Below are 20,255 nucleotides of genomic sequence, written 5' to 3'. Positions count from 1 at the left end.
GCAGCGCCGACGTAGCGGGAACGATGGCCGATGCTGACACCAGACCGAACGTCCTGCTCGTCCTCACCGACCAGGAGCGCTACGACTGCAGCGCCCGCGACGGGACGGTCGCCGACACCGTCGAGACCGATACGATAGATCACCTCTCGGCAACCGGCATGCGCTTCGAGCACGCGTTTACGCCGATCAGTATCTGCTCGAGCGCCCGCGCGTCGCTGCTGACCGGCCAGTTCCCCCACGGCCACGGCATGCTGAACAACTGCCACGAGGACGACGCGCTCCAGCCGAATCTCCCGCCGAACATCCCGACCTTCGCCGCGGAACTCGACGCTGCCGGCTACGACTGTACGTACACCGGCAAGTGGCACGTCGGGCGCGACCAGACCCCCGACGACTTCGGCTTCTCCTATCTCGGCGGCAGCGACAAACACCACGACAACATCGACGACGCGTTCCGCGAGTACCGCGCCGAACGCGGGACGCCGATCGGCGAGGCCGAACTCGAAGACGTGATCTACACCGGCGACGAGCCGCGAGACGACGGCGACGGGACGTTCGTCGCGGCGAAGACGTCGATCGACGTCGAGGAAACCCGGGCCTGGTTCCTGGCCGAGCGGACGATCGACGCCATCGAGGCCCACGCGGACGGCGACCGCGATAGCCCCTTCTTCCACCGGGCGGACTTCTACGGCCCGCACCATCCCTACGTCGTCCCCGAGCCCTACGCCTCGATGTACGACCCCGACGAGATCGAGCCGCCCGAAAGCTATGCAGAGACCTACGCGGGCAAGCCCCAGGTGCAGGAAAACTACCTCGACTACCGCGGCGTCAGCGGCTTCGACTGGGACCGCTGGGCCGAAGCGATCGCGAAGTACTGGGGCTTCGTCACGCTGATCGACGACCAGTTCGGGCGGATCCTCGACGAACTCGACGAACGGGGGCTGACCGAGGAGACCGTCGTCGTCCACGCCTCGGACCACGGCGATTTCATCGGCGGCCACCGCCAGTTCAACAAGGGGCCGCTGATGTACGACGATACGTACCACATTCCGTTGCAGGTGCGCTGGCCCGGTGTCACCCGATCCGGAGCGGTCTGTGACGCGCCCGTTCACCTGCACGATCTGGCGGCGACGTTCCTCGATATCGGCGACGTGTCGATCCCCGAAACCTTCGATTCGCGGAGCCTCGTCCCCCTGCTCGAAAACGGCGGCGATCCCGACGTCCTCGCGACGGAGTGGCCGAACTCGACGTTCGCGCAGTACCACGGCGACGAGTTCGGTCTCTACACGCAGCGGATGGTTCGCACGGACCGCTACAAGTACGTCTACAACGGACCCGGCGTCGACGAACTGTACGATCTCGAGGCCGATCCAGCGGAGTTGCAGAATTTGATTGATCACCCCGACTACGCGGATGAACGGCGGGAACTCCGAACGCGGTTGATCGAGTGGATGGAGGAGACGGGGGACCCGAATCGCGAGTGGGTTCCCAGCGTGCTCCGGGCGGCGGAGTAGGCGGTCGTTCACTGTGAGAGCATCGCACGAACGGAGACGGGACACCGAGTTTATACCGCAACCGCGGGTATGCTTCTGTATGAACGACACCGCCGGCAACGGGAGGGAGATGCGATGACGAACGGGGCGGACGCGAGTGCAGATCCGAACGGCGACGATGAGCGAACCGAGCGGGCGGCCGAGTACGAGGCGATGGCCGACGCGCTCGAAGACCTGGTGGTCGAGTTGCGCGACGAGCCGATCAAAGAGTCCCGGCTCGAGGGACTGTTCGACGAGGCGACGACGAGCGATCCGCGCATCTGGAACACCGTGACGGCGTTCATCGACGTCGAGGACGGCGAGGCGGTCGTGACGGACGAGTCGAAGTTAGCGCAGGGGAGTTGGGCACCGGAGATCGTCGAGGGCTGCGATACGATGGTGACGATCGATGTCCAACGCGGGTTGATGCCGGACGACTTCACGTACACCGTCGGCAAGAAATTGAGCGAGCAGATCGAGGAGTTCAGAGCGAAGGCGGCGGAAGCGCGGGCGGACGACGAGACGGATAGTAACAACTGAAACGGTGTCCACACTGATCGCACAGTCGTCGTGCGATGAGGTGCACATTGACTTCACTGGCTACGATAGCTACATTCGGAGCGCAGTCGGGAGCGGCCAGACCGGCCGTTCCTCGCACACCGACGGTCGAGAATCGGGACCGAAATCCCGACAGTTATACTGTCAGTCGAGAACGAACTCGCATGAGCATAGCGTTTCTCTCCGGTGCGCCGGGCGGCGCAGGATTCTTCGTGGTGTTTGTACTTCTCCTCATCGTCCCGATACTCATTATCGCCGCCGTCGCCAACGCTTCCGGTGGAAACCACGACGCCGACGAACGGATTGCGGCCCTCGAACGGCGAGTGGACGAGCTCGAGGACGAACAATAGTAGCGATGGAGAGACACAATCGCGAGAGCGACCACCCGAGGGACCCCGATTTTCACTCCGTGCGGAGCCGGTCACGTTCGAAGTGACCGCCGTCGGCAGCCTCGCCGTCTTCGGCCGCCGTCTCGGCTGCTGTGTCGCCGCCGGCATCCGCCCGCCAGCGCCACGACCGGACCGCGAACGGGTCGATCGAGACGATCAGGTACGACCGGTCCGCCCAGGTCGCCGCGTCGATATCCGTCTCGCTCGGACGCGGCGGACCGCGCGGGTGTGAGTGGTAGAACCCGACGATCTCCTCGCCGCGAGCCTCGAGGCGCTCGAAGCACTCGAGCTGTTCCTCGGGATCGATCCGGTATCGCGTGCGCGGCGTCTCGGCGACGTTCGTCGCGGGATACTGCGATCGGACGCGGCTCCGCTCTGGATCGAACACTCCGCCGAGAATCCCGCAAATCTCCTCGGGATCGCCCTCGCGAGCGCGGTCGCAGATCGCCCGGCGAACCGATCCGGGGATGACGAGCGTCGGGCCGCATTCGTCGCCACCGGAGCGCGAACCGGCGGTGTCGGCTGCAGCGTCGGAAGCCGGATCGCGGGTCACGACTCCATCCGCGCGTCGAGTTCAGCTGCAGTCGTCGAGCGACGCTCCAGTTCGGCGAGGGGAATCGTGAACTCGTCGCCCGCGGGAGGTTCATCGCTGCCGTCGAACAGGTCGGGCTGAACGATGGGCGCGAGCGCTTCGAGCGTGTCGACGAGCCGCGGACCGGGGCGGTTGAGGTAGTGGTTGCCGTCCATCGCCCAGACGCGGCCCTCGCGGACGGCGGTCAGGTCCGCCCAGCCGTCGCGCTCGGTCAGGTCGGACAGGTTTGCGGCCGTCTGGCCGAGGTCGAAGCCGCAGGGCGCGACGACGATGCACTCGGGGTCGTAGTCGCGGATCTCGTCCCACTCGCGCGGCCGGGAGCGCTCGCCGGGGTCGGCCAGGCCGTACTCGCCGCCGGCCCACGAGACGAGTTCGGCCGTCCAGTGGCCGGCAACCATGACGGGGTCAGTCCAGTCGAAGACGGCGACGCGCGGGCGTTCCTCGTCGGTCAGGTCGACGGTGTGCTCCCTGAGGCGGGCGATCCTGGCTTCGAGTTCCGCGCGGAGGGTCCGCGCGCGCTCCTCGCGGTTCGTCGCGCGGCCGATGCGCGTGATGTCCGAGAGCACGTCCGCGACGCTGTGGGGATCGGTCGTCAGGAGGTCCGGATCGGTGGGAATCTCCTCGATGGCGTCCTCGACGACGACCTCGTCGACGGCGCAGACGTCGCACATCCCCTGCGTGACGACGAGGTCGGGGTCGAGTTCGGCCAGCGTCTCGGTGTCGATATCGTAGACGCCGCCGGTGGCCGCGTCGAGCACCTGTCGGTCGATTTCGTCGCTCGAGGCGTCTGCGTCGATCCGCGAGCGGGTGATCGACGGGCGCGATTCGACCCGGGGTGGATAGTCACATTCGTGTGAGACGCCGACGGGTTCGAGACCGAGCGCGGCGACGATCTCGGTCGCCGAGGGGAGCGTCGTGACGACATTCATAATCGGACGTACACGGCGAGTGAACAAAAACGACGGGCCGGCGATGAGCAGTCGGCGATCAGCGATCAGCGATCAGCGGTTAGCGGTTAATGACCCGTGATCACCGTTCGGAGCCGGTATCGAAGCGCTCGGGGTCATCAGCGGCATCGACATCGGTATCGGAATCAGACTCGGCGTCGGTACCGGTACCGGCATCGGCATCGGCATCGGCATCGGACTCCGCCCCGAACTCCCGTTCGCGCGTCGCGTCCGTCGACCGGCCGCTGTCACCGTCACTATCCCTGTCGCCGCCCTCGGCGTCGATATCGAACTCGTCGGTCGCGAGTTCGTCGCCGTCGGCGACGATGTGTCCGTCCCGGATTTCGATCGTCACGCCGTCCCGGGTCGATTCGTTTCCGAGGAGGGCGTCCGTCGCGGACTCGACCTCCTGGTTGACCGACCAGGCAAAGCGGAGGACCGACTCGAGTTCGGTGCCGACCTGGCGGGCTCGGGGGCCGGTCGTGAGTTCGCCGAGGCTCACCGCACTTTCGGGGTGGAGGTACTGGATCGGGTGGTCGTTGGGCACCTCGTGGAGGTCGACGTCGAACGACCAGAGGTACGGCAGGAGCTGGACGGCGTAGCCGCTCGGTTTCGGCGCGCGGCGGCCGGCGGTTGACATGAGCGTCGCGAGCGCCGTCGTCCCCGCGTCAGTGTCGTAGTAGACGCCGGGAACGCCCGGAATTGAGAGTCGCATACTCGATTCTGGGGATCACGACGGGAGAGTCTAGACCTGGCAGTGCCAGCCCGCTTTTATAGGGCAGGGACTAAAGGTGGCCCGTCGTCGCCGGTCGCCGCTATGATCTCGTCTCCCGCGTCTCCCGTGCCACCCCGCCCGCTATTATCCGTCGTGTTCTAGTAGCGAACGTATGGTCGAAACACCTGCATCGTCCCGCGAATGCCACCGACGCGGGTGCGACGAACCCGCGGCGTTCGTCGTCCGCGAGCGGTATCAAGAAGAGACCGGCAAGGGTGCCGTGGAGGCGGAGGCGGTTCTCTGCCGCGCGCACACCGCCGAGGAGCACCCGACGAATCTCGACGGCGTCTACGCGGAGTACGTCTTTCGGGTCGACCCGCTTCCGGAGGCCGTCTCCGACGACGCGTCGTCGAATCGATCGAACGAGTGACTGCTGGCCAGTCACTACTAATCACTAATCACTAATCACTAATCACACCGGGCCAACCGAATCGAACCGCGGCCGATCGGCTCAGTACTCGTCGAGGTCGTACAGATCGCCGTACTTCGATTTCACGTACCCGAGGAAGGGGTCCGCCCCGAGTTCGTCGCCGGTGGCCCGCTCGATCAGGTCGGGCGTCGTGTAGCGCTTGCCGTGCCGGTGGATGTTCTCGCGAAGCCAGCCGTTGAGGCCGCCGAACTCGCCCTCGCGGATCTGCTCACCGAACTCGCCCTGGTCGTCCTCGGCGGCGGCGTAGAGCTGGGCCGCCAGTACGGACCCGAGCGAGTACGTCGGGAAGTACCCGAACGAGCCGTGGGACCAGTGGATGTCCTGCAGACAGCCCTCCGCGTCGGTGTCGGGGCGCACGCCCAGGTACTCCTCGTACTTGTCGTTCCAGGCGTCGGGAACCTCCGAGACGTCGAGGTCGCCCGCGATCAGGTCGCGTTCGATCTCGAAGCGGATCACGATGTGGAGGTGGTAGGTGAGTTCGTCCGCTTCGGTGCGGATGAGGTTGTCGTCGTACACCTGATTCGCGGCCTCGTAGGCCGCCTCGGGGGAGACCGATTCGAGTTCGGGGAAGCGCTCGCGGGCGATCGGCAGGAAGTACTCCCAGAAGGCCCGCGAGCGGCCGACGTGGTTCTCCCAGAGCCGGGACTGGGACTCGTGTACGGAGAGATCCCGCGCTTCGCCGAGCGGCGTCCCGTAGCCCTCGTCGGGCAGGCCGAGCGTGTAATTCGCGTGGCCGAACTCGTGGATGGTCGAGGTGATCGAGCCGAGCAGGTCGTCCGGGTCGAACCGGGTCGTCACGCGGGCGTCGAACTGCGTCCCCGTGGAGAAGGGATGCGGTGCGGTATCCAGGCGGCCCCGATCCCAGTCGTAGCCGAGCGCATCGAGGGCGTCGCGGGCGAGGGCTTCCTGATCGTCGTCGTCGAACGTCCCCGCGAAGGCGTCCGTTTCGAGGTCGGCGTCGCTGTCCTGGACGGCGTCGATCAGCGGCACGAGTTCATCGCGCAGTCGCTCGAGCACTCGCTCTGCGGTTTCGAGGTCGATGTAGGGCTCGTAGTCGGCGAAGAGGACGGCGTAGGGATCTTCGTCGGGGTCGATGTGGTTCGCGTACTCGCGCTGTAACTCGACCAGTTTCTCGAGGGTGGGCGCGAACTCCTCGAAGTCGTCGTTCTCTCTGGCGCGTTTCCAGACGGGATGGGCGTTCGCGGTCGTCTCGGAGATTTCCGCGACGAGTTCCTGTGGGACGCTCGTCTCGCGGTCGTAGCGCCGCCGGACCTCGCGGACGACGGCGGTTTGCTCTTCGTCGAGTTCGCTCGACTCGAGTTCGTCGAGCAGGTCGCCGGTCTCGTCGGCGGTGAGGAGTTCGTGGCTGACGGAGGAGAGCGTCGAAAGTTGTTTCGCGCGGGCCGGCGTGCCCTCGTCGGGCATGACGACTTCCTGGTCCCACTGCAGGACGCCGGCGGCGTTCGAGACGTTGGCGATGCGTTCGACGCGCGATTCGAATGCGTCGTAGGTGTCAGTCCCCTCGCTCTCGCTTCGGGCCTGATCGGTTGCCATGGGCGTTCGGTACGCGAGGGCGAAGTATCAACCTCGTGGTTCCGGGTATTTCGGGTGGTTTCACGCAGGGTTCTTCACATTCGCCAAGTGGAGGGGAGCAGTAGTTCCCGTCGTGAATCGAGTTCACCACGAGGTGGTCACGTGTTCGAACTGCCGCCCGGCGGTAGTGTATACGGCGACACTGAACTCGGGCCGGGTCTGTGACGGGTGTTCAGTGGAAAGACACGAAACGAAGGTAGGTTATATTTAGCTATAGTAAAACCGTCTTTTCATGAAGGAAACAACTATGATAAGTGAGAAACTGTACTTTGAGAACACTCCAGATACACAAGAATTTCTTCACTCTTTTCTTCAAGCACTAGAAACTCAATATTCCTATGACCGTTTGAAAGGCCTTTCAACAGACCATCTAGAAGATGAATTCGACTATTTACATAATGATCTGAAAATATTAAAGTGGCGCCTATATAAAGGAGACAAGTTCTGGCGGTCGGAAGGTGATAATTACAATGAGGTTGCAAATATAGCTAGGAGCTATGATCTGAAAAAACCAACCATCAATCAGTTACACCAGATTGGTTGGGCAATAAATCGAATTGAACGGAATTTTGACCGTGCATGGAGATATTCTGATGATGGAAAGTTCTGGGCACTAATATCAAATATTAAATATTTGTTTATTGGATCACCCCCATTTGCTGGGATCCGGATTGACTTCTCAAAAGAACTAAACAATGAAAGTTAACCGAAATAATTAGAGGGTGTCATAGAACGATTCGCATAGCGTTCTTTTCACCTAATCTGGAGCGAACTATCCGTTCACTATACTTGCGAATGGAACACCGAAAGAATTATTCGCTGAGTTGACACGGGTAGCATATGACAGACGAGATCTCACTGGATGGACGGACACTTGCTGGCGTTGCAAATGATGAAGGTGGAGAAGTGGGTGCAGATACCGTCTTTCACTTCGAGCAGAACGGCGAACGAATATACGCGAACTATTCTGGTGGCAGTGTTGTAGACGGACATTTGGTTGGAACCTTCGATGGGAAACAGTGGGACATCCGATACGTCCAAATAAACACAGAAAACAAAACCGCTACCGGCCACTCCATTGGTGACGTTGAGCTTCTCGACGATGGTCGTATTAGAGTTGAAGATGAGTGGGAATGGGAATCGAAGCCCGGGAAGGGTGAGTCGGTGCACGAAGAAGTTGACCAGTAGATGGTTCCTGGAGAATTAATCTTCGACGTTCATTATTTGGCCTGTACTTACCGTTTGTCGGGGGGTCACAGAGAGAGTATGGGGACTGTTCTATGACAACCTGGAGACAACTAATCAATCGTCTTTAATTCTGTTATTGGTCTTTCTTCCTCCTTCACCCTACGGTTAGACATCACGGAAATCGATTTCCTGGATATGCACACGAGTTCAGAGTAACCGAGAAGTTACCGAGTAGCAGATAAGGAAGTCACCGCCAATCTTGGCGATGTTGTATTGCGCGTCCTTGCTTCCCGAGGCTGTGTTCTAGCTGAATCTGAGGATAGACGGCACCCACGTGCCCGAGTTCAGCCAACCAAGACGATCTGAGTTACTGTGATCACACTGGTGAGAAACCGAGTAGCCACTGGGGATTCCACCACTTAGCAGTAGATATAAGTCACCCTATAACAACGTATTGAACGGAAGCCAAGAAAACCCGTTAGAGGGAGTGGGCGTTTATTGAAATGCCCCGGGTGATACCAGCACCCGAGACTTGGCTTCCCAACCCGTGAAGGGATTGGTCGCCATGCTTGCGTACATTCTACCGGGACATAAACATCCCGCACGACCGACGTATCGCCAGCCAAGGGTCTCGCCACGCTCGCTCACCCACTCACTAGCGCAGCCGACGGCCGGAGGCGACGATGGGCGATGATCTCGCGGACCCGCCCGACGAACCGACCACCGCCTCGCTACCGGACTGCCCGCTCTGCGGTCAGCCGGTCACGACGGTGACGATCCACGGCCCCGCGACGGGCGTCGCAGCCCCCTGTGGCTGTCGCGCACCGCCCGAAGTCCTGCTCGTCGCTCCCGACGCTGCCCGGGACGCCCGGGGCGGGAACGCGAACTCGAACCCGAACACGGAACCCAACGCCGACACCGAACGCGACCCCGCCGACCCGGACGACGGGTAACGCCGCGACGGAGTTCCATCGCCGACCGAGTTCAGAAATCGCTCGTCGGCGAGGGCGGTATTCGGAAACGCTGCATCGAACTATCGACTCCGACGAGTGTAATCGCGACCGAGAACTCGCGCGCCGATCGACTGCCTTCTCGACGGACGAGCACCCTCGACGGCGGTGAATCAGGTGGAAATTGCAAGCCCGGGACTATTCACCTCGCTGACCGTTCTACGAGTATGGTTCTGGCATCAGCTATCGTCTTCGTCGTGAGCCTGCTGATCGGCGCGCTGGGAATCTACGTCGGCGCGCGGGTCATCGTCGGCGCGCGGAGCTTCGATCACGCCATCGTCACCGCGCTGTTCGGCGCGATCGTCTGGGCGGTCGTCGGCTTTTTCGTCGGGTGGATCCCGCTCGTCGGGCCGTTGCTCGCACTGCTCGCGTACATCGCGGTGATCAACTTCCGGTATCCCGCCGACTGGACCGCCGCGGCGATGATCGGCCTCGTCGCGTGGGTCACCGTCCTGATCGTGCTGTACGTCCTCGCCGCGGTGGGGATTACCGGGTTCGAAGCGGTCGGCGTGCCCGGCGTCTGAGACTATCCGCAACGAGTTCCCGGCACAGCCCCAAACCAGCCTGCGGGTGCCCGGAACTGACGCCCACCAAGCCGTCCGAACCGACGCGCCGAACTCGGGCCGTCACCGCGGCCACTGGGCTGCGATCCGGCGGTAGGTCTCGTAACACCGCTCGAGCACCGCGATCGACACGCTCTCGTCGTCGGTGTGCGCCTCGCCGGGTTCGGCGGGGCCGTAGATGACGCACTCCGACCCGGCCTCGGAGAGCCACCCCGCGTCGGTCGCGTGGGGCTTCGTCACGAGTTCAGGAGCGCCGGACTGGGCGGCGTCGGCGGCCGATTGCACGGCGTCGGCGAATGCCGCGTCGTCACACCGCATCGGCGGGAGGTCCTGCTCGATGGTCCACTCGACGCCGGGGAGATCCGCGATGTCCGCGAGCGGCGCGCGTTCGCCCGGCACCGTCCGCTCGTCGATGGTGAACTCGCAGCGGTCGGGAACGACGTTCATCGCCGTGCCGCCCTCGATTTCGGTGACGACGACGGTTCCCTCGAGCGTCTCGCCCGCGACGGAGACGGTCGGCGGCGCGAGGTCGCGAATCGTCTCGATGGCGTCGGTCGCCCGGTAGATCGCGTTCTCGCCGGCCTCGACCTCGCTCGCGTGGGCCGCGCTGCCGTGGGCGGTGATCGTACTGCCGCGTCGGCCCTTGTGCGCGACGGCGACGTCCGTCACGTCCGACCCGGAGTAGTTCGTCGACCCCTCGCCGACGACGGCGAACTCGGGTGCGAACCCCTCGTCGATGGCGTGTCGCGCGCCGGTGCCGCCGACCTCCTCGCCGACGAAACTCGCGAAGACGAGTTCACCGCCGCCGGGGTCGGCGTCGCCGGTCTCCGTCCCGGCCTCGGAGGTGCGACGCATCTCGTTGTCACGGAAGGCGAGCATGGCGGCCGCGAGCGCGCCCTTCATGTCTGCCGCGCCGCGACCGTAGAGTCGGCCGTCGCGTTCCTCGACGACGTACGCGCCGTCGTCGTCAGTCTGGGACTCGGCGGGTGCGACGACGTCGTGGTGCCCGACGAGCGCGAGGGTCTCGGCGTTCCGGTCGCCGGTTTCTCCGTCGGGGGTCGCCGCGTTCCCGGTCGTCGAGCCGGATGCGGTCGCAGTCTCGCTCTCGCCTTCGTCGTCGTCCTCGTCCTTGCCCTCACCCTCGCCTTCAGTCCCGTCCGTTCCGGCTCGAGCGAAAACGTTTCCGACCGAATCGCGGCGAACGTCGGCGTCCGTCTCGCGGCGGAGCCACGACTCGATGAACTCGCCCGCCTCGGTCTCGTCCTCGTGGCTCGGGATCGAGACGAGTTCGCGGGTGAGCGTGACGATGCTCTCGGTTGGTGGCATGGGATGGGATACGGCGGCGAGCGTGTTGATTGCACCGGCTGTAACACCGGCCGAAACCGTCGCCCGATCTGGCCTGGACACGGATGCCGTCGCGAGGACACCCTTATTGCCGTCGGGAAACCAACGTCCCGTATGAACGTCGTGCCGGATACGAGCGTGGTCATCGACGGCCGCGTTTCGGCGACGATTGACGATGGGCAGTTCGAGGGAGCGACGATCTCGGTACCGGAAGCGGTCGTCGCGGAACTCGAGGCGCAGGCGAACGACGGCATCGAGACCGGCTGGGACGGCCTGGAGGAGCTCCAGCGCCTGGCCGATCTCGCCGACGACGGCGTCATCGAACTCGAGTACGTCGGCGAGCGGCCGAACGCCATCGAGCGCGGCCACGCCTCCGAGGGCGAGATCGACGCGCTCATTCGCGACGTAGCCGAGGACCTCGACGCGACCTTCCTGACGAGCGACATCGTCCAGGCCGAGGTCGCCGAGGCGAAGGGGCTCGATGTCCAACACGTCGCCCCGGAAACCCGCGAGGTCGACGTGGGCACGCTCACCGTCGAGAACTACTTCGACGAGTCGACGATGAGCGTCCACCTGAAAACGAACACGGTCCCGATGGCAAAGCGCGGCGAACTCGGCGAGATGCGCTACGAGGAGATCGCCGACGAACCACTTGATGAGGCCACGATGGACGAGTACGCCCGCGAGGTCGTCGACGGCGCGAAGGAGTCCCCCGAGGGCTTCATCGAACTCTCGGAACCGGGCATGAAGATCGTCCAGTTTCGGGACTACCGGATCGCCATCGGCCGCCCGCCGTTTGCGGACGGCATCGAGATCACCGCCGTCCGGCCGATCGCCCAGACGGACATCGAAGACTACGAGAACGCCGAAGAGTTGAAGGATCGCCTGCTGGAGCGCCAGCGCGGCGTCCTCATCTCCGGTGCCCCCGGAGCCGGGAAGTCGACCTTCGCCCAGGCAGTCGCCCGGTACATCTCGAACCACGACTACGCCGTCAAGACGATGGAAAAGCCCCGCGACCTCCAGGTCGGCCCCGAGATCACCCAGTACACTGAACTCGGCGGCGAGATGGCCAAAACCGCGGACGCCCTGTTGATGGTCCGACCCGACTACACCATCTACGACGAGGTTCGCAAGACCGACGACTTCGAGGTCTTCGCGGACATGCGCCTGGCCGGCGTCGGTATGATCGGCGTCGTCCACGCGACCCGGCCGATCGACGCACTCCAGCGCCTCGTCGGTCGCGTCGAACTCGGGATGATCCCCCAGGTCGTCGACACCGTCGTCTACATCGAGGCCGGCGAGGTCGAAACCGTCTACGACGTGCGCACGGAGGTCAAGGTCCCCGCCGGACTCACCGAGGAGGACCTGGCCCGCCCCGTGATTCAGGTTACGAACTTCGAGACCGGCGACCCAGAGTACGAGATCTACACCTTCAACCGCCAGGTCGTCACCGTCCCGCTCAAAGACGAGGAGGGCGGTCCCGGCAGCGAGTCCGGCGTCGACCGCATCGCCAAGCAGGAGATCGAACGCGAGATCCGCTCGGTCGCCCGCGGCTACGTCGACGTCCTCCTCAAGGGTCAAGACAGAGCCGTCGTCTACGTCGAGGAGGACGACATCTCGACGGTCATCGGCAAGGGCGGCGGCCGGATCACGGACATCGAAAACCGACTCGGGATCGACATCGACGTGCGGACCCACGACGAGAACCCGAACTACGGGGCCGGGGCCGGAGCCAGTGCAAACGGCAGCGGTGGCGGTGCCGGTACCGGAAGCGGCGGCCAGGCCGCAGGCCAAATGGTCACCCCCGAGATCACCTCCCGACACATCGTCATCCCCGTCGACGGCAACCACGGTGAAACCGTCGAAGTCCAGGCCGGCGGCGACTATCTCTTCACCGCAACGGTGAGCCGCGGCGGCGAAATACAGGTCTCGCGCGGCAGCGCCATCGCGGACGAACTCGAGCAGGCGATCGATCGGAAAGATCCGATCACGATCGTTCCCTCGTAGTGTATTGTACCGTGAGCGAGTGACTCCGAGCGAGCGGCTCTTTTTTAGCGTAGATTTTTTGGAGGAGCGGTGAGCGAGTGAAACGAGCGAACCCGACGAGAAAAAGGTACGCGTGTGAGATCCAGGTCTCGCGCGGCAGCGCCATCGCGGACGAACTCGAGCAGGCGATCGACCGGAAAGACCCGATCACGATCGTCCCTTCGTAGTGTATTGTACCGCGAGCGAGTGACTCCGAGCGAGCGGTTCTTTTAGCGTAGATGTTGTAACTGAACCCGTCCGAAGACGCCCCTGTGTCTTCGAGTTCGGATGGCGGGCGCCCGTAAGTACGGCGACCGACGCGGTCACTCTTCCGACGACGTAATCGAGCGAAACTCACCGCAGTGCGGTCGGAGCGCGGTCGAGTACCGGGTACGACATCACCTGTCGCTGGCAGCAAAATGTGACGTAGACAGATATCGTATATCTTGGGATATATGTGTGGATTTTTATGCTGTTATTGGCTGTCGATATACATGGCAGTATCTGGCTTGATGCTCGGAGTTATCGGCTACAGTGCTATATTCCTCATTCTTTTTCTTGTCATACGAAAGCAACTCTACGTAATCCCGACACTAATTATCGTTCCAACGGTTGCCGCCTTGCTCGCTGGGTTCTCGCCGGACGAACTCGCGACGTTTGCGGAAGAAGGGTTGCAAGGGATCGTCGCCATTACGGCGATGTTCGCGTTCGCCGTCTGGTACTTCAGTATCATGCGGGACAGCGGACTCTTCGACCCGTTCATCTCGCGCATCGTAAGTAGCATCATCGACAAACCGGCGTTGCTCACGATCGGAACCGTCGGCCTCGCGATGGTCACCCACCTGGACGGGGCCGGCGCAACGACGATGCTGATCACGATTCCGGCGATGCTCCCGCTGTACGATGCGCTCGACATCGATCGGAAAATCCTCGCCGCGCTCGTCGCGCTGACCGCCGGGACGATGAACATGGTCCCGTGGGGCGGGCAGGTCGTTCGCGGCGTCGCGGCGATCGATCCGGCGACGATCTCGAACGTGTTCAACCCGATGATCCCCGCACAGGTCGCAGGCATGCTCTCCGTCTTCGGCATCAGCGCCTACTACGGCCGGCGGATTCGGGAGAATCTGGACGCGGTAACCGCGTTCGACGGCGTCGACGAAGAGTCGCTGATCGACGACGCAGTGGACGGCCGCGAGGTTTCGGTCGATTGGAAGTGGTGGTTCAATTTCGCCCTCACGGTCGCCGTCCTCGGCGTTCTTATCGCAGGAATCACGTCGCCGGAAGTCTCGTTCATGATCGGCGTCGTTATCGCACTGCTCGTGAACGTGCCGGAGTACGAGAAGCAAAAGGAGGTGCTCGAATCCTACGCCCCCGACGTGATGACCTACGTCGGCATCCTCTTCGCCGCCGGCGTCCTCATCGGCGTCCTCGAAGAGAGCGGGATGATCACGGAAATGGCCAATATACTGGTCTATCTCATTCCGGACGTACTCGGCTCGCAACTGCCGCTCATCGTCGCGGTCGTCTCGCTGCCCGCACGGTTGCTGTTCAGCCCGGACGCCTTCTACTTCGGCGTGCTTCCCGTCTTCGCCGAAACGAGCGCCGCGTACGGACACGACCCCGTCGCGGTCGTCCGCGCCTCGCTCGTCGGCCAAACCGTCGGCTTCCCCGTCTCACCGTTCACGGGAGCCACGTACCTCCTCATCGGCCTGGCCGGCGTCGAACTCGGAGAGCACATCAAGTTCACGCTGCCGCTGATGGTCATCCCGTCGTCGATCATCCTCGCGGTCGCGCTACTGTTGGGCGCGATTCCGCTGTAGGACGACTACCGGTTACCGACTCCCAACTCACGGCCTACGGCTCACGGCTCACTGCTCCCGGCTCACGGCTCACGAGAAGAGCGTGTATCGCCGCCCCGGTTTCTTGTGCAGACCGTACATGCGCCCGTCGGAGATCGCGACGAGGCGGTCACCGACGAGTTCAAGTATAGCGCCGCAGCCGAGTTCCGCGAGCGGCGGGACACCCCACCAGGGCTCGCCGTCGGCGTCGACATTTGATCACCGTGTGTAGTGGTTGAGTATAATTGTGTTCATTTCGCTATGATAACGCGGAGCGTGACGGGTCTCCCGTCCGCAGAGTGGCCGGTTTCGAAACCGTGACGGCAGTTCGACGGTGCCGGATGGCGATAGTCGCCGGTAAGTAACTGACACACGGGGAAGGACTACTAGCTGTTTAAGGGGTAGTCATATATATGAGACGGATGTTTGAATATACTGTCAAAACAATGGTGTTGATGCACTATGTGTGCTGAAAGTAGTACAAGCGTCCCCACAGAGACGGAGGCACCGCCCGAATCGTTCATTATGGATCGAGGCCGGCTCGAAACGGTTCAGTCGCGGATCGTTCAGTCGATTCAAACGCTCGTCGACGATGCAAGCGCCGACGGCGCCGTCGTCGCCATGAGCGGCGGCATCGACTCGACCGTCACGGCTGCCCTGGCCGTCGAGGCGCTGGGTGCTGACAACGTCCTCGGACTCGCCCTCCCCTGTCACAAAGCCGAACGTGCAGACGCCCGCGACGCCCGGACCATCGCCGACGGGCTCGGCATGGAGTTCACCGAGATTCAGCTCCGGCCGCTTCTCGACGCGTTCAAAGAAACCGTCACGAGCGAACTCGAATCACGGATCGACGACGGCGACCGCCCGCACGAGCGAAATTGTGAACTCGGGAACGTGATCGCACGCCTCCGGATGTGCTGTGCCTACTACGCGGCGAACCGCGAACACCGGCTCGTGCTCGGGACCGCGAATCGCTCGGAACTCCTCCTCGGCTACTTCACCAAATACGGCGACGGCGCAGCCGACGCCTACCCGATCGGCGACCTCTACAAAACCGAAGTCCGCGCACTCGCAGCGCGGATCGGAATCCCACGACGGATCATCAGCAAGCCCCCGACCGCGGGCTTCTGGGCCGACCAGACCGACGCCGGTGAACTCGGTGCCTCCTACGAAACGATCGACCCACTGCTGCGACGACTCGTCGACGACGACCGCTCGGTCACCGACGCCGCAGCCGAACTCGACCTCGACGGAGAAACTGCGCGAGCGATCGCGTGGCTCTCCGCGGAAACCGAGCACAAACGAACCCTGCCACCGACGCCGGGACTCGACCACCTCCGAACCCCGCTGTAACGCCGGTGTGCAGCCGATCCGAATTGCCGGTATGCAGCCGCTCTGAATCGGGTCGACAACCCGTCTTCTGAACTCGACGGCGTTCGCCAATTCCGGCCTCACTGGTCAGTTTCGGACCGATACAGGGCCGGGTTCCGCCACCAGAACAGCCCCCACGCGAGCATGAACCCGGTAACCATCGCCAGGATATCCTGCAGAAACTGCCGGAGACCGAAGTCGGCGACGGCAACGATCGCAATCGCCGACCCGATCGCCGCACCGGAGAGGAGAAAGACGACATCGCCGACGATATGTGCCCGTGACTGCTCCCAGTACTGCTGGCGCTCCTCGTCGTACCAGACACCGACGTAGATCAATACCGGTGCCATCGCCGTGATGACGGTGATAACCCGATACTCCTCGGGAAATCCGGCCCGGCCGAGCACAAGAAGGTTGAACAGATTCGCGGTCATCGCCGCCACGAACAGTCCGACCAGCAACCACCCCCAGCGCGGTAGGGTTTCCTTATCCATAGCGCGAGTCATCACTCAGTCGAAATAATCCTGCCGTTCTCACCGATCCGGCAACCGAACGGCCGATCGAATAGCCAGCGATGAACTCGCGGAAACAGTATTAGTGCAGTACCCCGTCTTCGGGAAGTCATTCGAGGCGCTTTCGGGCGAGTGGTCGAGACATCTTCGCGTTTCATCCCGACGAAACCGGTCTATGTTCGGCCGCTCCCGATGAACGCGGTCGTCTCAGCCCGTCGACATCGCGCGTTACTCCGCACAGCAGGCGTCTTTCTTCGGCGACTCATCGACGCCATTGCCATCGGCAGCAACGGGATCCGTCAGTCGGTAGAGGCTTTGACGAGCGTCCGCGAAATAGATGTCCTCATCAACGGTTCCGATCTCCTCGAGCCGTTCCAGTGCATATCGGACCGTCCGAGCCGAGAGCATCGACTCCTCGACGATTTGCTTCTGGGTGAGCGGCCCGTCGTACTCGAGAACCTTGAAAACGAGTTTGGCGCTCGGAGGCAAGTCTTCGATTTCCTCCAGATCGGTATCTACCATATTACGAATCGAAAGCTCCCAGCAGTATAAAAGTTGAGCCTCTCCCGAGTGGACTCTCTTTTAAAATACACTATAATATCCAACTCAAAATGCGCTGAAAGGCGTTCTATACCCCAGTATCATTATTTGACCGGCTGGTCAGCAACGGCGCCGGGTTCGAACTCTCTCGTAAACTGAAACAGGTTACGCACCGATCGTACGACGGCTGTGCCACCGGGTGGCGCTGTCGTTCAGTGACCACTCTAGCAGCAACCGTTCTCCACTCAACGGCTCCTCGTTTTCGAACCGAAAACCGCGTCATCGATCGGTCGTGAGAGTGGTCGCTTCTTAACTATTTCCTGCGCGTATACACTACATTTTAAGTATAAGTAATAAATAGAGTCAGCCAATGAAAGGTGTGGCAGCTCATTCAGCAAACGGGGACGGGGACCGCGGGGTCACACCGGTACTCGGTGTGATCTTGCTTTTCGCGATGGTGTTTATCGGGGCGGGTCTTGTGTTGATGGTCGGCTCAGGCGCACTCGATGCGATATCGGGGGAGACCCACGCTGAGAAAACGGAGCAAGAACTCAAACAGTTCGATAGCGATCTCTCCTCAGCCGGGTTGCAAAACGATACCAAAGAAACGGTCTATCTGGGCGGTGATAGCGAACTGGTTATGGACGGCAAATTGACGGTTAATATCTCCGATGGATACGCGAGTAATGAGACCTCAATCGATCTCAAGACGATCGTCTCGACCGACGAAGCCGGAAACGAGTTCGCCTATCAGGCGGGCGGTGTCTGGCGCATCGACAATAATCGTGCCCAGGCGGTTGCGGATCCGAATATCAGATATTACACCGAGATGGCCGACGGCGAACAGGTCGGTCGACTCGACCTCTCACCGACAACAGTCGAGGGAGCCGTCGGCTCCGGTGAACACACCGTCGAATCGGGTACCACACAGGAGTTCGATCTTCGCGGCGATGAACTCGAGTACGTGAACTACGTCACGGTCGAAGTATCGGATAGCGCGTACCACAACGGCTGGTACGACTTTCTGAAAGACGAGTTCAACGCGACCGACGAGGCGAACGTTCCCGGACACGACTGCAAGCCGGCGACGCAGGTCACGACGAATATTATCTGCCACGAGGAAGACCAGCAAACGGTTACGGTCGTCGCCGGCGTCGACGGCGAGACGCCGCTCGCGAATCTCGTCGATATCGAGCCGACAGTTTATGGCGGACTGTACGTTTCAGGGTCGGACAAGACGGTCGATTCGCCGCTGACGGTGACCGCATACGACGATCATCAGTCAACCCAAAACGTCACGAACGATCTTCTCCTCGCGGATTACGAGAACTACGACCTCCAGAACCACGCGAATATCGATGGAATTCCCGTCGTCAACGGTGAACTCGGATCGAAAGGGAATCCGACGATCTCACAGATCGGCTACGGCGTGTCCGTGGATCCCGGTCCACAGGGACGGCCGTTCGAAGAGGACAACGCCTACTGGCTCGATGCACACGAACAGGCGCTTGCCACTGAACTTTCATCTTCCTATACGAGCATCGACTCGATCAACGACGAGATAGACACGCTACTCGACGAGTATCTGCGCAGCGACTCCACAGCCGGTGGAAGCGTTACCGCAGGAATCTACGAAGGTCTCGAAAACGACGGCAACAGTATCAGTACGCTCGATTCGAGCGACGGCAACATCCACGTTGGTGTCGAGGACGATCTCGAACTCTCGGGCGTCGACGTCTACGGCGATAATCAAACGAGTTTCTACGTCGATGGAAACGTCGATGTCTCCAACGTCGAGATCCACCCGGACGACCGGGCGTCCTCGCTGTGGATTTACGCGACGAACGACTCGACGGTCACGGTCGACGGCGACTTCCAGGGCGTCATCTACGCGCCGGGTGCGAACGTACAGATTGATGGTGGAACGACCATCGACGGGGCGATCGTCGCCGGCAACGATATTGGCATTGAGGATAACGTCAACATCAACTTCGACCGGTCGCTGCGGACGGACACGCCGTTTTCGGACGGCGACGAGGATCTCCTCTTCGAGTACGGCGAATCCAGACCGCCGATCGACGCGACGTTCATCCTCGACAGTTCCGGGTCGATGGGGCCGCACAACACCTATGGCGGCACATATACACCCCAGAATGAGATTAGAATAACTGGTAATGATTGGGAACTAATCCCAGACGAAATCGATGAAGCATTTCGAAATACCCATACTGAGAGCTTCTTCGGCGATTGGATACAACATGATATAGAAGTCAAGAATACTACAACAGGAGAAACAGAAATATTAACATATCAAGAAGATTACGCTCATCCAAGTAACTGGGATAAAGTACGAGTTCTCGATAGAACCTGCATTGGACCATATTGTAATGAGAGAGGCGATCTCGGTTTCTATAGCCATTCAGGAAATGACCCAACTGGAGAACGAGTCAACGCAACGACGAATTTCATCGATCTGATGAACGAATCGGAGGGCGATCGGGCCGGTGTCTACGAGTTCGATACTGACGGGAACACCCTTCACCATCTGGACGGCGACCTCGACGCAGCCAGGGAGAACGTCGTCGGAAACGCCTACGGCGGGACGAATATGGGATCCGGTCTCGAGAAGGCACTTGACGACTACGATAGCAGAGGGAAGGATGGCCAAGAGCGGATTTCGATTCTCTTGAGTGACGGGAAAAACAGTGGCAACGGTGATTCGGTCATGGACACCCAAGTTGATCGAGCGAAAAATGACAATGTTACGCTGTACACGGTCGGACTCCACGGTGACGCAGGAGATTCGATTCCCGAAGGAAAACTCACCGACTGGGCCGAAGAAACCGGCGGCGAGTACTACAGCGCCGAGGACCCCGGCGAACTCTACGACCTCTTCGAGAAAATCGCAAAGGAAGAGATCGAGATCGACTCGGAGGTCCAGGTCGAAATCTCGGTCACCCACGAGCGGACGACGACGAGCGGCTACGCGGTCAACGTCGCCGAGCAGACGGTCGAAATCGACTCGTAACCGCACGGACGGATCGCCTC

The 20,255-nt window shown here is 61.8% G+C and carries 21 protein-coding genes; 14 read left to right on the top strand and 7 right to left on the bottom strand.

Annotated elements, in window-relative coordinates:
- Nucleotides 1-23: 23 nt before the first annotated feature.
- From C480_RS00425 to C480_RS00415, 3 genes are all read left to right on the top strand, one after another.
- Nucleotides 24-1,514 carry a sulfatase-like hydrolase/transferase gene (locus tag C480_RS00425; RefSeq protein ID WP_006663655.1) on the top strand — a complete coding sequence of 497 codons (1,491 nt, stop codon included), beginning with the start codon at nucleotides 24-26 and terminating at the stop codon, nucleotides 1,512-1,514.
- 114 nt (nucleotides 1,515-1,628) lie between these two features.
- Nucleotides 1,629-2,072 (top strand): hypothetical protein, encoded by a 444-nt coding sequence (locus C480_RS00420; RefSeq protein ID WP_006663654.1) that lies wholly within the window; start codon nucleotides 1,629-1,631, stop codon nucleotides 2,070-2,072.
- Nucleotides 2,073-2,254: 182 nt separating this feature from the next.
- Nucleotides 2,255-2,440 carry a hypothetical protein gene (locus C480_RS00415; protein ID WP_006663653.1) on the top strand — a complete coding sequence of 62 codons (186 nt, stop codon included), beginning with the start codon at nucleotides 2,255-2,257 and terminating at the stop codon, nucleotides 2,438-2,440.
- Between the two features lie 52 nt (nucleotides 2,441-2,492).
- Here the strand turns inward: C480_RS00415 and C480_RS00410 are convergent, their stop codons facing one another.
- From C480_RS00410 to C480_RS00400, 3 genes are all read right to left on the bottom strand, one after another.
- A complete protein-coding gene (locus C480_RS00410) occupies nucleotides 2,493-3,032 on the bottom strand; it encodes a desampylase (protein ID WP_006663652.1) in 540 nt (179 codons plus the stop codon).
- Nucleotides 3,029-4,000: a cobalamin-binding protein gene (locus C480_RS00405; RefSeq protein WP_006663651.1), complete on the bottom strand. Its 972-nt coding sequence runs from the start codon at nucleotides 3,998-4,000 to the stop codon at nucleotides 3,029-3,031. Before C480_RS00405 ends, C480_RS00410 begins: the two co-directional genes overlap by 4 nt.
- A gap of 100 nt (nucleotides 4,001-4,100) precedes the next feature.
- Entirely contained in the window at nucleotides 4,101-4,733 is a 633-nt protein-coding gene (locus C480_RS00400) for a hypothetical protein (protein WP_006663650.1), read from the bottom strand.
- Nucleotides 4,734-4,905: 172 nt separating this feature from the next.
- Between C480_RS00400 and C480_RS00395 the strand changes: the two genes are divergently transcribed.
- Nucleotides 4,906-5,163 (top strand): hypothetical protein, encoded by a 258-nt coding sequence (locus C480_RS00395; RefSeq protein ID WP_006663649.1) that lies wholly within the window; start codon nucleotides 4,906-4,908, stop codon nucleotides 5,161-5,163.
- 81 nt (nucleotides 5,164-5,244) lie between these two features.
- On the opposite strand, the gene C480_RS00390 is transcribed toward C480_RS00395, so the two are convergent.
- Nucleotides 5,245-6,777, bottom strand: coding sequence for a carboxypeptidase M32 (locus C480_RS00390; RefSeq protein WP_006663648.1), 1,533 nt, complete (start codon nucleotides 6,775-6,777; stop codon nucleotides 5,245-5,247).
- A gap of 271 nt (nucleotides 6,778-7,048) precedes the next feature.
- Between C480_RS00390 and C480_RS22870 the strand changes: the two genes are divergently transcribed.
- The 4 genes from C480_RS22870 (at nucleotide 7,049) to C480_RS00375 (ending at nucleotide 9,538) form a co-directional block, all read left to right on the top strand.
- Nucleotides 7,049-7,522, top strand: a complete 474-nt coding sequence (locus C480_RS22870; protein WP_152423996.1) for a hypothetical protein — start codon at nucleotides 7,049-7,051, stop codon at nucleotides 7,520-7,522.
- Between the two features lie 134 nt (nucleotides 7,523-7,656).
- A complete protein-coding gene (locus C480_RS00385; RefSeq protein WP_006663647.1) occupies nucleotides 7,657-8,004 on the top strand; it encodes a hypothetical protein in 348 nt (115 codons plus the stop codon).
- 683 nt (nucleotides 8,005-8,687) lie between these two features.
- Nucleotides 8,688-8,957 (top strand): hypothetical protein, encoded by a 270-nt coding sequence (locus C480_RS00380; protein WP_006663646.1) that lies wholly within the window; start codon nucleotides 8,688-8,690, stop codon nucleotides 8,955-8,957.
- 224 nt (nucleotides 8,958-9,181) lie between these two features.
- On the top strand, nucleotides 9,182-9,538 hold the full coding sequence (locus C480_RS00375) for a hypothetical protein (protein ID WP_006663645.1): 357 nt from the start codon (nucleotides 9,182-9,184) through the stop codon (nucleotides 9,536-9,538).
- A gap of 102 nt (nucleotides 9,539-9,640) precedes the next feature.
- Here the strand turns inward: C480_RS00375 and C480_RS00370 are convergent, their stop codons facing one another.
- Nucleotides 9,641-10,903, bottom strand: coding sequence for a M20 family metallopeptidase (locus tag C480_RS00370; RefSeq protein WP_006663644.1), 1,263 nt, complete (start codon nucleotides 10,901-10,903; stop codon nucleotides 9,641-9,643).
- Nucleotides 10,904-11,035: 132 nt separating this feature from the next.
- On the opposite strand from C480_RS00370, the gene C480_RS00365 reads away from it, so the two are divergent.
- The 5 genes from C480_RS00365 to C480_RS00355 all read left to right on the top strand — a co-directional run bounded on the left by C480_RS00365 (nucleotide 11,036) and on the right by C480_RS00355 (nucleotide 16,137).
- Nucleotides 11,036-12,928: a PINc/VapC family ATPase gene (locus C480_RS00365; RefSeq protein ID WP_006663643.1), complete on the top strand. Its 1,893-nt coding sequence runs from the start codon at nucleotides 11,036-11,038 to the stop codon at nucleotides 12,926-12,928.
- A gap of 77 nt (nucleotides 12,929-13,005) precedes the next feature.
- On the top strand, nucleotides 13,006-13,134 hold the full coding sequence (locus C480_RS24445; RefSeq protein WP_006663642.1) for a hypothetical protein: 129 nt from the start codon (nucleotides 13,006-13,008) through the stop codon (nucleotides 13,132-13,134).
- A gap of 306 nt (nucleotides 13,135-13,440) precedes the next feature.
- The gene (locus C480_RS00360; RefSeq protein ID WP_152423995.1) at nucleotides 13,441-14,766 is read left to right on the top strand and encodes a CitMHS family transporter; all 1,326 of its coding nucleotides are present in this window, start codon (nucleotides 13,441-13,443) and stop codon (nucleotides 14,764-14,766) included.
- Between the two features lie 105 nt (nucleotides 14,767-14,871).
- A complete protein-coding gene (locus C480_RS24440; protein WP_275040258.1) occupies nucleotides 14,872-15,003 on the top strand; it encodes a hypothetical protein in 132 nt (43 codons plus the stop codon).
- 243 nt (nucleotides 15,004-15,246) lie between these two features.
- Entirely contained in the window at nucleotides 15,247-16,137 is an 891-nt protein-coding gene (locus tag C480_RS00355) for an NAD+ synthase (protein ID WP_049902962.1), read from the top strand.
- 98 nt (nucleotides 16,138-16,235) lie between these two features.
- Here the strand turns inward: C480_RS00355 and C480_RS00350 are convergent, their stop codons facing one another.
- Entirely contained in the window at nucleotides 16,236-16,649 is a 414-nt protein-coding gene (locus C480_RS00350; protein ID WP_006663639.1) for a hypothetical protein, read from the bottom strand.
- Nucleotides 16,650-16,895: 246 nt separating this feature from the next.
- Nucleotides 16,896-17,189: a MarR family transcriptional regulator gene (locus C480_RS00345; RefSeq protein ID WP_006663638.1), complete on the bottom strand. Its 294-nt coding sequence runs from the start codon at nucleotides 17,187-17,189 to the stop codon at nucleotides 16,896-16,898.
- A gap of 397 nt (nucleotides 17,190-17,586) precedes the next feature.
- Here C480_RS00345 and C480_RS00340 point away from each other — a divergent pair, with 397 nt between their 5' ends.
- On the top strand, nucleotides 17,587-20,235 hold the full coding sequence (locus tag C480_RS00340; protein WP_161606990.1) for a DUF7289 family protein: 2,649 nt from the start codon (nucleotides 17,587-17,589) through the stop codon (nucleotides 20,233-20,235).
- Nucleotides 20,236-20,255: the final 20 nt, after the last annotated feature.

This window comes from Natrialba aegyptia DSM 13077 (assembly GCF_000337535.1).
Classification (GTDB): domain Archaea; phylum Halobacteriota; class Halobacteria; order Halobacteriales; family Natrialbaceae; genus Natrialba; species Natrialba aegyptia.
Note: the sequence above shows the minus strand (reverse complement) of the source record. Positions and strands in the feature narration are given on the sequence as shown.